We start from the raw sequence: 13040 nt of genomic DNA on the forward strand, positions 1-13040 counted from the left end.
TTATTGCACCTTTTTTGTTTTTTGAAGATAGGCAGCGATAAACTCATCGATTTCTCCATCCATAACAGCTGAAACGTTCCCTGTTTCAACATTGGTCCGGTGATCTTTGACCAAACTATAAGGATGGAAAACATAAGAACGAATTTGACTTCCCCAGGCAATTTCCTGCTGCTCACCCCGGATTTCGGTTATTTCAGCTTCTTGCTCTTTGCGTTTTAACTCCAATAACTTGGCTTGTAGAACCCGCATGGCTGCCAGCTTATTCTGAGTTTGGGAACGTTCGCTCTGACACTGGACGACTATCCCCGTAGGCAGGTGGGTGATGCGGATGGCGGAATCCGTTTTATTAACGTGCTGTCCGCCTGCTCCTCCGGACCGGTAAGTATCGATGCGCAAATCTTCGGTATCAATGGTTATTTCGTTATCTTCCGTTACTTCAGGTATGACATCCACAGAAGCGAAGGAAGTATGGCGGCGGCCCGACGCATCAAAGGGTGATATTCTCACCAAGCGATGCACACCTTTTTCCGACTTAGCGTAGCCATAGGCATTTTCCCCGCTAAAGGATAAGGTGGCGCTTTTAATACCTGCTTCCTCGCCTGGTAAAAAGTCCAGAGTTTCAACTTTGTATCCATGACGCTCTCCCCAACGAACATATAGTCTGTAGAGCATCTGTACCCAATCTTGTGCTTCCGTTCCTCCTGCTCCCGCATGAAGGGTTAAGATTGCATTGTTGCGATCATACTGACCGGAAAGCAGCAGTTCCAGTTCCAAAGCCTCAAACCTCTGATAAAGGGCTTTTACCCCCTGGGCTACATCCCCTTCAAGGCTGACATCGTCCTCTTCCATGGCTAATTGCCAGAGAGTCGCTGTCTCCTCAAGTTCTTCCTCCAGCTCTTGAAACAATTTCACCTTATTTTGATGCAGCGCTAACTCCTGCATAATTTTTTGTGCGTTCTCCGGGTCATCCCATAAGTCGGGTCTATGAAATTCTGTTTCTAATGCACTGATTTTTTCGATACGGTTAGCGACGTCAAAGAGAAACCCTCAAATCTGCCAAAGACAATGTTAGAGTTTCCAGCTCCTTTTTCCAATCAGAAAGCACTCTATTCACCCTTTCCAATCATTTGCTTTCTATACTATTAAGCTTTTTTCTTAGCTCCACAGCACTTCTTATATTTTAGTCCACTGCCGCAGGAACACAAGTCATTGCGTCCAGGCTGATCTCCCGTGTGAACAGGTTTGCTGGGCTCACCTTCATAACGGTTTTCGGTTACATTACGAGGCTGTTCAGCAACCTCCTCACGAACCTGAGGAGTCACCCTCAAGACATAACGGATGATATCCTCTTGAATGGAATCAATCATGGCCTGGAACATTTCATAGCCTTCACGCTTGTATTCCACAAGGGGATCTTTTTGCCCATAAGCCCGCAGCCCGATTCCCTCCCGCAGCATATCCATAGAGTCAAGATGATCCATCCATTTGCTGTCAACAACTTGGAGCATAACAGCACGTTCAACTTCTCTCATCAGATCAGAGCCAAATGCCTCCTCGCGGCTCTTGTAAATTTCTTTTACTTTATCCAGAAGTAATTCTTCAATCTCTTCAGCGGAAAGATCTGCCAACTCTTCCGGTGACAAATGGATCCCCGGCAGGAAAAAGTCTTCCACATAATCCGCTAAACTTTCTAAATCCCATTCTTCAGGGAAGGGGCTTTCCCCGCTGAACATGCTGATGCTATTGGAAACGGTTCTAGCCAACATATCCATAATGTTGTCATGAAGATTTTCTCCCATAAGCACGGCACGTCGTTGGCTATAGATAACCTCACGCTGCTGGTTCATGACATCATCATAATCCAGGACGTGTTTGCGAATATCAAAGTTGCGGTTCTCTACCCTGCGTTGGGCAGTTTCTATTGACCGGGAAATCATCTTGGAAGTAATGGGTACGGAGTCATCCATTCCCAATTTATCCATAATACCCATAATATTGTCCGCACCAAATAAGCGCATCAGATCGTCTTCCAAGGAGATAAAGAATTGGGTTGATCCCGGGTCTCCCTGGCGTCCGGCACGTCCACGCAATTGGTTGTCAATTCGTCTGGATTCATGACGTTCTGTGCCTATAATGTGCAAACCGCCAAGCTCAGCCACGCCTTCGCCCAAGATAATATCCGTTCCTCGGCCTGCCATGTTGGTGGCAATGGTAACCATTCCCGGCTGGCCTGCCTGAGCGACGATTTCAGCTTCTTTTTCATGGAACTTAGCATTGAGAACCTGGTGAGGAACTCCCCGCCGTTCCAGCATCTTGCTTAGATGCTCAGACTTTTCTACAGACACGGTTCCGACAAGGAGGGGCTGGCTTTTGCTGTGCCGTTCGATGATTCTCTCTACGACGGCTAAAAACTTGCCTTCCTCAGTTCGATAGACAACATCTGGTTCGTCAACACGCAGCAATGGCTTATTCGTCGGAATTTCCACTACATCCAGCTTATATATCTTACGAAATTCAGGCTCTTCAGTCATTGCCGTTCCAGTCATGCCTGATAGTTTCTCATACATTCTGAAGTAATTCTGGAAGGTAATCGTCGCTAATGTTTGGGATTCTTTCTCAATCTTTACGCCTTCTTTGGCTTCTATCGCCTGGTGAAGTCCTTCGCTGTAGCGGCGCCCAAACATTAAACGGCCGGTAAACTCATCAACAATAATAACTTCCCCATCTTTAACCACATAATCCCGGTCCCGTTTAAAGAGGGTGTGGGCTTTCAGAGCTTGGTTGACGTGATGCGCCAACTCCGTATGAATATCTTCATACAGGTTGTCAACACCCAGCATGCTCTCCACCCTGCTGACTCCATTTTCTGTAAGGGTTACAACCCGCTCTTTTTCAACAACTTTATAGTCCTCTTCAGGCTTTAAGCGGGGAATAACCATAGCAACTCTAAAATATAACTCCGTAGGCTTGTCTGCCTCACCGGAAATAATCAGAGGAGTCCTCGCCTCGTCAATAAGGATTGAGTCGACTTCGTCCACGATTGCATAATGGAGTTCACGCTGAACTAAACCATCAGGCCTGGTAACCATATTATCTCTAAGATAGTCAAAACCGAATTCATTATTGGTACCATAGACAATATCCGATGCATAACTATTTTTACGTTCCTCATAGTTTAAACCGTGAACGACCAATCCGACGGAGAGCCCCAAAAATTTGTGGATTCGACCCATCCATTCACTGTCACGACGTGCCAGGTAATCATTGACCGTGATAACATGAACCCCTTTTCCGGTTAAGGCATTTAAATAGGACGGCAAAGTGGCTACCAGGGTTTTTCCTTCCCCAGTACGCATCTCAGCAATCCGCCCGTCATGAAGTACCATGCCCCCAATCAGCTGTACATCATAATGCCGTTGACCAATCACCCTTCGGCCGGCCTCTCTTACAACAGCAAAGGCTTCGGGCAGCAAGCTGTCCAAACTTTCACCCTTCTCCAAGCGTTCCCGGAATTCAGAGGTTTTTCCAGCCAACTCCTCATCGCTTAAAGCTTGAATGGCCGGTTCAAGGCCATTAATCACTGCAACACGTTTCCTATATTTTTTTATTTCACGTGCGTTATCATCGAAAAAGTCTAAAAGCCCCATTGTGTCCACCTTTCTCAATCCATATATTCCATTAATTCTAACATCCCTGAGATGCGACTGCAACCAAGCTAAGGGATTTGTCCATGGGATACTTTGTTATGTATGAACTTGCAGCATGGGGGTCTGAGTAGTATTAGAAAGGCCCGCATATGCGGGCCTTTCCTGTCTATTGAAAAATCTGTTCGAGTATACCACGCGATTTACTCGATATCTGAATTAACTCTGAGGTTGCAGCAAACCATAATCCCCGTTGTTGCGGACGTAGACTACGTTCATTTCCTGACTCTCAGCATTTGTAAACACAAAGAAGGAATGGCCGATTAAATTCATCTGCATAATAGCTTCTTGCACAGACATCGGCTTTGCTGAGAATTTTTTATTTCTGACAATTTCCTCACGCAGTTCCTCATGACCCTCTGCCGGCTGTTTAGGATCATGATCCTTCAGGACCTTGGAACGCATCCGCTTATTAATGCGCGTCCGATACTTATCAATTTGGCGTTCTAATTTCTCAACAACCATATCAATGGACGAATACATATCTTCGGTCTCTTCTTCGCCTCGTAATATGATACCATTAAGTGGAGCGGTAACCTCTACCCTATGCCGGTCACGCTCAACAAGCAATGTTACTTGAACATCCATAAACTCATCTGAGTATTTAGCGAGTTTACCCACACGTTTCATAACGTACTCTTTAAGGGCGTCAGTAAGTTCAATATGTTTTCCTCGAATGTTAATGTTCATTAATTCAACCCCCTTTATGCTGGTATATAAGTAATATTCCCGATTTAGATAAAAAATCCTGCTAAATATTAAGATTAATACAGGAATCTCAATATTTTTGCTGCTAAACCTCCAAAGAGAGAATCGATGCCTTACACAAACGATTCTCTCTTAGTCAATTCCATGATTTTTTACATTAACGGACCATTACATTAGAAGCCTGTTCTCCTCTGGGGCCTTGTATAACATCAAATTCAACATTCTGACCCTCTTCGAGAGTCCTGAACCCTTCCCCAATGACGGATTGGAAATGTACAAAAATATCTTTCCCATTTTCCTGTTCAATAAAACCATAACCTTTTTGTTTACTGAACCATTTGACTTTTCCTACCACTTAAAAAAAACCTCCTTGAATTGTCAAAGCCCAAAGCATACGGCTTCTGCTATGACTAATACTATGGAGGATACCCAAGATCTAGCAACTTTAAACCTATAATTAACGACAATTGCTTTGCAAATTTAAAACGCGCTCCCAAGACCCAATAGGCCAAGAGCGCGTTGGAAACTTTATAATATTTTGCTTAAGAACGACTGGGTTCTCGGATTCTTTGGATTCGCGAAAACCTCGTTAGGTTCTCCCTCTTCCATAATGATACCCTCATCCATAAAAATTACTCGATCACCGACTTCACGAGCAAATCCCATTTCGTGAGTCACAACCACCATAGTCATACCTTCCCGAGCTAAATCTTTCATAACGGCCAAAACCTCTCCTACCATTTCCGGATCAAGGGCCGAGGTGGCCTCGTCAAAAAGCATAACTTTCGGCTTCATAGCCAGGGCACGAGCGATGGCAACCCGCTGCTGCTGTCCGCCGGAAAGCCGGTCAGGGTATTCATCGGCTTTATCATCTAACCCTACTTTAGCTAAAAGTTCTAAGCCGATTTTACGTGCTTCCTCTTTATTGGTTTTGCGGACAACCTCCGGAGCCAGCACGATATTCTCGATAGCCGTCATGTGGGGAAAAAGATTAAAACGCTGGAAAACCATGCCCACTTCTCGCCGGATAGCATTCACATTAACATCGGAGTTAAGGGGAATTCCGTCAATAGTGATCTCTCCTCTGGTGGGCTCTTCTAATTTATTTAGACAGCGCAGAAAAGTACTCTTCCCTGATCCGCTTGGTCCGATAACAACCACGACTTCTTTTTCACGAATATGACAGTCAATGCCTTTAAGAACTTCAAGTTCGCCAAAATATTTATGCAAATTCTTAACGTATATCATTCTTGCCTAACCTCCTCTCCATATAGGCCACCCAGCGGGCAATTAACTGAGTCATTACCAGATAATACAAAGCAACGGCCAGGTACATAGGCAGAGGTTGGTAAGTTCGCCCAACAATAATTTTTCCGGTATAAAAAAGTTCTTGAATCGCAATGATGGACAACAGTGAAGAGTCTTTAAGCAAAGCAATAAACTCGTTGCCTAAAGGAGGAATCGTTCGCTTAAAGGCCTGGGGAAGAATAACATAGCGCAGGGCCTGAGCTTGTGTCATCCCTAAAGAGCGGGCGGCTTCAGTCTGCCCCCGGTCTATGGACTGAATGCCGGCTCTGAATATTTCTGCAATGTAGGCGCCTGAGTTAAGGCCCATCGCCAATATACCTGCTGTATATTGATAGTTGTCCGGCATCGTCTGCCAGCGGAGAAGCATGGGAATTCCAAAATACACCAAGAAAATTTGTACTAATAAGGGTGTTCCTCTAAAGAAATCAATATAAGCAGTCGCCCCTGCTCGAATAACATTTCTCTTGGAGAGCCGGGCCAAAGCCATAAACAGACCAATTACAACCCCTATCGCAACCGCACCAGCCGTTAATTCTAAAGTTAACAGTGCCCCTTTGGCCAGAATAGGCATATTATCAATAACGACATGCCAGTTCATCCACTATTATCCCCCTGTCTTTCAATCGATCTTAAGAATAGTTTTAAAATAAATCTAGAATTAGTCCATAAAATTATATAGTTTGACGCAAGTTTTTACAAGCAAAACAGATGCAATAACAGTTTATACTAAATAGGACAATATCTCTATGTTAATTATTGGAGGGCTTATCCACTCTCCATAAACACAATTTCCCATTTAAGTTTATGTTACCTCTCCTAAAAACAAAAAAGGTTCTGCGCAAGATTACAGAATAGAAGTAAGAGTAAGAAAATTCGGCAGTGCCTAGCTTCCAAAAGCAGGCTGTTAACCATGTTAAGTTTACGCCCTAGTCAGGGCTCGACCTTGAATAGTAAAGGAAGGCACTAGGTTTTCAGTGCCTTCCTTAAGTTGAACAAAAAGCGTATTTAGACGACCTTAGAACTTAGGTGCATCCTCTTTGAACCATTTCTTGTAAATCTCATTGTATTTGCCACTATCCATAAGTTTTTTCAAGGATGCATTGATTTTGTCCACTAATTCTGTGTTGCCAAGTTTTGTGGCAATTCCATAATATTCTTCACCGGAGTCTGCGTTAACAGATTCAATTGCAGCAGTAGGATTTTGAGCCTGGAACCAAAGAACAACTGGAGAATCGGCAACAACAGCATCTACGCCACCGGTTAATAAAGCATTCATGGCATCCGGTGTAGTATCATACTTATTTGTTTCCATTCCTTTTTCTTCCACAGCATATTGACCGGTTGTGTTAAGCTGGACGCCAATTTTCTTACCCTTTAAATCATCCAATGATTTAATGTTAGAGCCCTTTTTGCTGGCAATATATTGACCGCTTAAGAAATACTTATCACTAAAGGTGACACTTTTGGCGCGATCGTCTGTGATTGTCATAGCAGAAATAACCGCATCATATTTACCTGCTTGTAATGCCGGAATTAGACCATCGAAGGCACATGTCTCGATATTCATTTTATAACCCATATCGTCAGCAATGGCTTGAATAAGTTCAACATCAAAGCCCGTTGGCTTTTGGTTTTCGTCCATAAATTCGAAAGGTGCATAAGCAATATCGGAGCCTACTCTGAGAACTTTTTCAGTTGAATCAGAACCCGAGGATGACGGTGCCGGCGAACTGTTGCTGCCGCACCCAGCAAGTGCCAAGAGACTTAAGCTAAGTAACCCTGTTAAAACAAAGCGAAATTTTGATTTGAACATATTTTTTCCCCTCTCTATTTTGGATGTTCGGCAAACCCTTTTCAAACTTTAGTGTATGCATAGCTCATCCTTCTTGCTTACGATTATACTTTTATGCGAATAATTATACAACACTTTTTTTCTTTAATGTTTGAGTGCCATTTTAAATTATCCTAAGCCAGGTTCTTATTTCAACCTTTCACCACATCTCTTAAGAAACACACCCCTGTGGGATGAATACTGAACCCGCTGATTCTCTTGTTGGCTGCGGTAATATTCATGGAAGTGCTGATGAACAGCCACGGAGCATCTTTAACCAAAATTTGCTGGGCTGAAGAATAATCCTTGATTCTCTCCTGGATATTTGAGGTTTGCTGGGCCTTTTCCAATAATTCATCATAATTGGGATTTTTATACTTTGAATAATTTAAGCTTGTAATTTGGCTTGAATGAAGTAATACATATAAGAAATTATCCGGGTCCCCATTATCTCCTGTCCATCCATATAAATACGCGTCACCTTGCCCATCTTGCAGATTTTGTTTGTATTCTTTCCAAGGAGCAGACGTAATGTTAACCGTTATGCCAACCTCTTTCATATATCCCTGAATAGCAACAGCTAAATTATCTCCTCCGATGGTATTGTAGGGACGGGAATCGGAATAGGTAATGAGGTCAAAGCTCAGATTATCGTCATAACCGGCTTCCCGTAAAAGTTCCTTTGCTTTAGCAGGATCATAAGGATAAGGTTGAATCGTTTTATCATATCCCAAAAGGCTGGGGGGCAATGGGCCATTTGCCACTAGAGCATTTCCTTGATAAAGGGCCTTGACCAATTCTTTACGATTAATGGCCATTGAGATGGCTTGTCGTACTTTGGGGTCATTAAAGGGTTTACGATCGGTACGCATCCCCATGTAACTAATGTTCATACCTGGGGAGAGGCTGACATTAAGATGTTCATCTCCTTTGAGGCGTTCGACATCCTCGGGGGCAACGCCATCAATAATGTCAACATCACCTGCGATAAGTTTATCGGCACGCAGGGATTTTTCTTTGATCACTTCAAAAACCAGTTTATCGATGTTAGGCTTGCCGCCCCAGTAATCCGGGTTGGCTTTTAAGGTAATCTTAGCATCTTTCTCCCAGCTCTCAAAAATATAGGGGCCTGTCCCAACCGGATGTGCTCCAAAATCTTTACCCATCTTTTTAATGGCTTCAGGAGAACCTATGGGAACACTGAAGGGCATGGCCAGGTTCAGTAAGAACGGTGAATAGGGCGTCTTCAAGATAAATTTCACGGTGTAATCATCCACTGCAACAACTTTATCCACCATACCCAGGGTAAAGCTTGAATAAGGCATCTCTTCGGTTCGATTGGGCGGCAGCTGACGATCCATATTGAATTTCACTGCCTCGGCATTAAAGGGCGTTCCATCATGAAATTTAACCCCTTGGCGAAGTTTGAATGTCCATTCCTTTCCATCCTCAGAGGTACTCCACTCCGTGGCAAGAGCCGGCTCCACTTCAGTAGACCCCTCTTTATACCGAACCAAAGTGTCGAATACGTTAGCCACAACTTTAGCTGATTCTATATCCTCAATAAGTACCGGATCTAAACTAATAGAATCCGCTCCCCGTGCAAAGATGACCGTATCTTCCGGTGTCTGGCTTCTTCCGGCAGGGATAATTCCGCCGCAGCCCATAAGCAATGAGCTCACGAGAAAAAGGGAGGTAAGAACACTTGCCATTTTTCTCCACATAATCTATTTCTCCTCCTTAACTTGCCTTTTTGGGGATAATCCATTATGCCTTCGCTAAACTTTGGTCAATTCCTTCTTGTGGGCGGTATTTTAAATGCAATCTTTAGAATAGGTGACTGACGCCAAAGATCCTGTCTTTGTGGGCTTTTCAAGGAAAATATTAAAGTTATACCCTGCAGTTACACACAGGAGCATGTGGATTATGTGGATAAGCATCTTAATTTCCTGTTTTTTTCGCTCCTGACTTGTGGATAACTATGTTGATAGACCAAAAGTTCCTCCAGCTTCCTTTAAACTCCACCTCGCGCAGGATGCTCCTGCTCTTGGTTATGTCCTTGCCACTACCAACCTGTACTCGGGACTTTCGCCCGTTAGACTTTGCCCATGCCGGGCACACATAAAAAAGCATTGGCTGACTATTGTCTGCCAATGCTTAGCAAATATCGTTAATTTAATTCAAATAATTATTTGAATTAGTATTGATCGCGAGCTGGACGGTGGTGCTGATAGCACTCACGGCAGTATACAGGACGATCGGAAGTAGGTTGGAAAGGAACTTGGGTTTCTACTCCGCAGTCCGCACAAATGACCGTAAACATTTCACGGGATCTTCCTTCTTGGGAATTACGATTTGCCTTGCGAATGTTGCGGCACTCGCGGCAACGCTGAGGTTCGTTTTCGAAACCTTTTTCAGCATAAAATTCTTGTTCTCCCGCTGTGAAAATAAAAGTCACTCCGCAGTCTTTACACACTAGATCTTTGTCTTCAAAGGCCATGAAAGATATTCCCCTTACGTAAAAAAATGTAATAGGCTGTGCCCATCCACTTGTAATTATAACTCTAAATACTCAAAGGCACAAGTATTTTTTATAGCCCCTGGGGTTCCAGACCAGCTGCCAAGCACAAACCATAAATAGCTTTCACGCCGCTTCTCCGCAGAACTTCGGCCACCGCTTCCATGGTGGCCCCCGTTGTGACAACATCATCTACCAGCCAGATACTTCGCCCTTGCAAACTGTCTCCTTGTCTAACTATAAAGGCATTTTGCAAATTATGCAAGCGTTCCTGGCGTGAGAGCTGGGCTTGGGATGATCTTTCCTCGATCCGCTCTACTCCTGATAACATGGGCATTCCTAGTTCCCAGCTCAAGGCTGAGGCAATAACTTCAGCCTGATTAAAGCCTCTAACCGCCAAACGCTTAGGGTGCATGGGAACGGCAACAATTCCATCGACGGGGGGCAGCTGACGTATCGCCCACTCAGAAAGCGGCCGTGAAATGGCGCCGATTTGCCGTGGCTGGGCATTAAATTTAATGGCCCGGATAAAGTCTTTTAATCCTCCGGCATAATGCCCCCAAGCGGTAATTTGATCAAGTTGAGCGGGACCTTTGCCTTCGGAACAATCCAGACAGTGCAATTTATCTTCCTGAATGAGTTTTCCGCAGCCTTGACAGCGCCTTAGTTCCGAACGCAAATAATTGGTCTGACAAGCAAGACAAATCGGGCCCTGTTTATCTCCACAGAAAACACAATTGTTTTCAGCATCATACCAAAGTCCCCGAGCAAACTTGGCCGTTTCTCTCCACAACCTCAACAAAACAGTTACCTTCTTTCCCCATTGTCTATAAGCCCTAACTTAAAGGCTTGCCTGTTCTGCTCTTCAATCCATTCCACTGCCCTCTTCATAGCCTTTGTTCTCTCCTGAGCAATAAATAAGACCTTCCCCCCAGGGCTTTCTAAGGTTCGCCCTACTCTTCCTGCCATTTGCACTAACGCACGCTCATCAAAAACAGGGTGATCTGCCCCCAAAACGGCCACTTGGATCCCCGGCAAAGTAATCCCTCTCTCTAGGATTGTGGTACTGACAAAAATATCATAGCTGCCCTGCTGCAATTCCTTTATTTTTTTGCCCCGCTCAGGGTCGGCACTGTAGCTGCCATTGATGCACCAGCGGGGATGCCTCTGTTCAAGACATTTGACCCAGGGCGCCACCCAGGAAATCTTTGGCACGAATACAAGCACAGGACCCTCTGCTCTTAATAATTCCAGTTGTTTGCCCCACTGATCCATACTCCCCGCCGAAGCTTCCAAGAATTTTCCGGACCTTACCCAAACCGGCGCCGGCAAAGGGTTGCGATGATGCCTGGAAGGGAGTCGAATCAAGAGGACTTCCCCGTTTTCTGCAGCTTTTAAACGTTCAGGTGTTGGCGTGGCCGTCAAATAGAGGAGCTTCCCGCCCTCACTTAAAGCTTGTTTCAACCCCCATTCCAGCGTTCTGCTGCCATGATAAGGAAAGGCATCAATTTCATCCATAAAGATAACATCAAAAGAACGCCAAAATCTCAAGACCTGATGAGTTGTCGCCAGGACCAATCCTCCGGCTTGAAGTTTATTCGTGATCATTCCTGTCAGTATTTGAATGGGATAACTCGGGAAATCCTTTCGAAACCTAGGTTCAATATCATGGATAACATCCTGACGAGGGGCTGCAAACAGCACAGATTTTCCCTGCTTCAGGGCCCAAGCCGCCGCTGGAAAACAAACTTCTGTTTTTCCGGCGCCGCAGGCTGCCCAGAGAAGAGCTTCCGACCGTGAATGCTTCACAAATTCTAAGACTTCATCACTTGCCTTACGTTGTGCCTCTGTTAAGCTCCAATGAGGCTGAAATATAACCTTCGCCGGACGATTTAAAAGCCTTCGTTTATCTCTATAAAGCACATCTAAAGAAGTACTTGAACCCATGCTTATACAGCCGCGGCAGGTTAGTGCCCTGCCATAGATGCTGGGCCACTCTTCTAAATCCTTTTCCCCACAACGCTGACACTGCCATTTTCCTTTGACCTGTTTTACAGAAGGAACCCATTCAGCCCAGCCTCCCCGAACATTTTGCTGGGCAAATTGGCTTATGATATCCCCTTTAACTCCCAGATCTCTGGCAAGCCTTTGCAAATCCCCTGATGAAAGCTGCTTTCCCCGAACAATTTGATTAAAATCAAAACAGGCCACCCTTTCTTTTTGGGCTTGTCCCTCTACGCCAGGATAAAACCTCCTTTCACCGGAAACATCTTCCCAAGCAAAATCCTTACTATCCCCCAATAACCTTTTGAGAGCTTTTAGAATCTGTTTCTTTGTCAATTCCGGATTCTTTTTCTGACCCCAAGGATGGAGAGGGGGTTTCTTTGGCAGCGTCTCTGAAACAGTCTGAATAACGGCCAGGGGGAGAGGCTCACTTAGGCAGTGGATAACTTTAGAATCTAAGGTGACTCCCGCCTGGAACGGAATAAAACCAACCTCGCAATCCTTGTTCAGCGTCAGAATAAAGAGCATAGCAATCCCTCTCTTATCAAAACCCCTGGGGCGGTTTATTGATATCATACCCTATCTCTGGGACTATCTTTTAGGGAAGAGACTGTTACGCAAATCGTCATATCTGGAAACCGCCTCTCCAAGCATGCTATGTACCTTCCTATTAGGTCAGCAGACAAATTATGCTCAATAGGTATTTCCACTCTTATTGGGCCTTTAGAATACTGCTGTCCCTCCGCCAGCTCTTTACGAAGCAGCCAAAACCGCTTCTCCATCTCTTCATCCTCCAGAAAGGACTCCCTTACAACATATCCTTCTGATTCATTACTGAGCTTACCCTTCCAATTCTTTAGAACAGCCTCCCATTTGGGAGGAATCTTCCATTCAAAACGGGGGCTTACTATCCAGAAAAGAATTGCCAGCATAAGTACTAAGCTTGTAAGCAGAGACATAATCACAC

Annotated in this window: 12 protein-coding genes; all 12 read right to left on the reverse strand. The window is 44.6% G+C overall.

Annotated features, from left to right (window positions below):
- Positions 1-1105, reverse strand: a protein-coding gene (gene prfB / locus DESOR_RS26440) for a peptide chain release factor 2 (RefSeq protein ID WP_014187669.1) whose coding sequence is annotated in 2 segments (ribosomal slippage) — positions 1-1035 and positions 1037-1105 — 1104 coding nt in all. Because the reading frame shifts where the segments join, the coding sequence is not laid out codon by codon here.
- A 37-nt stretch (positions 1106-1142) separates the two neighbouring features.
- Complete coding sequence (secA, locus tag DESOR_RS26445) at positions 1143-3647, reverse strand: preprotein translocase subunit SecA (RefSeq protein WP_014187670.1); 2505 nt, start codon at positions 3645-3647, stop codon at positions 1143-1145.
- A 216-nt stretch (positions 3648-3863) separates the two neighbouring features.
- On the reverse strand, positions 3864-4394 hold the full coding sequence (hpf, locus tag DESOR_RS26450) for a ribosome hibernation-promoting factor, HPF/YfiA family (protein WP_014187671.1): 531 nt from the start codon (positions 4392-4394) through the stop codon (positions 3864-3866).
- A 175-nt stretch (positions 4395-4569) separates the two neighbouring features.
- Positions 4570-4767: a cold-shock protein gene (locus DESOR_RS26455; protein WP_014187672.1), complete on the reverse strand. Its 198-nt coding sequence runs from the start codon at positions 4765-4767 to the stop codon at positions 4570-4572.
- Positions 4768-4940: 173 nt separating this feature from the next.
- Positions 4941-5660, reverse strand: a complete 720-nt coding sequence (locus DESOR_RS26460) for an amino acid ABC transporter ATP-binding protein (protein WP_014187673.1) — start codon at positions 5658-5660, stop codon at positions 4941-4943.
- Positions 5647-6318: an amino acid ABC transporter permease gene (locus DESOR_RS26465; protein ID WP_014187674.1), complete on the reverse strand. Its 672-nt coding sequence runs from the start codon at positions 6316-6318 to the stop codon at positions 5647-5649. Before DESOR_RS26465 ends, DESOR_RS26460 begins: the two co-directional genes overlap by 14 nt.
- A 417-nt stretch (positions 6319-6735) precedes the next feature.
- The gene (locus tag DESOR_RS26470) at positions 6736-7533 is read right to left on the reverse strand and encodes a basic amino acid ABC transporter substrate-binding protein (RefSeq protein ID WP_014187675.1); all 798 of its coding nucleotides are present in this window, start codon (positions 7531-7533) and stop codon (positions 6736-6738) included.
- A 170-nt stretch (positions 7534-7703) separates the two neighbouring features.
- Positions 7704-9275 (reverse strand): ABC transporter substrate-binding protein, encoded by a 1572-nt coding sequence (locus DESOR_RS26475; protein ID WP_014187677.1) that lies wholly within the window; start codon positions 9273-9275, stop codon positions 7704-7706.
- 473 nt (positions 9276-9748) lie between these two features.
- Positions 9749-10051 carry a zinc-ribbon domain containing protein gene (locus tag DESOR_RS26480; protein ID WP_014187678.1) on the reverse strand — a complete coding sequence of 101 codons (303 nt, stop codon included), beginning with the start codon at positions 10049-10051 and terminating at the stop codon, positions 9749-9751.
- 91 nt (positions 10052-10142) lie between these two features.
- Complete coding sequence (locus DESOR_RS26485) at positions 10143-10871, reverse strand: ComF family protein (RefSeq protein WP_014187679.1); 729 nt, start codon at positions 10869-10871, stop codon at positions 10143-10145.
- A 5-nt stretch (positions 10872-10876) separates the two neighbouring features.
- Positions 10877-12601 carry a DEAD/DEAH box helicase family protein gene (locus DESOR_RS26490; protein WP_014187680.1) on the reverse strand — a complete coding sequence of 575 codons (1725 nt, stop codon included), beginning with the start codon at positions 12599-12601 and terminating at the stop codon, positions 10877-10879.
- Positions 12602-12645: 44 nt separating this feature from the next.
- Positions 12646-13032 carry a hypothetical protein gene (locus DESOR_RS26495; protein ID WP_014187681.1) on the reverse strand — a complete coding sequence of 129 codons (387 nt, stop codon included), beginning with the start codon at positions 13030-13032 and terminating at the stop codon, positions 12646-12648.
- Positions 13033-13040: the final 8 nt, after the last annotated feature.

It is taken from the genome of Desulfosporosinus orientis DSM 765, from assembly GCF_000235605.1.
Lineage (GTDB): Bacteria > Bacillota > Desulfitobacteriia > Desulfitobacteriales > Desulfitobacteriaceae > Desulfosporosinus > Desulfosporosinus orientis.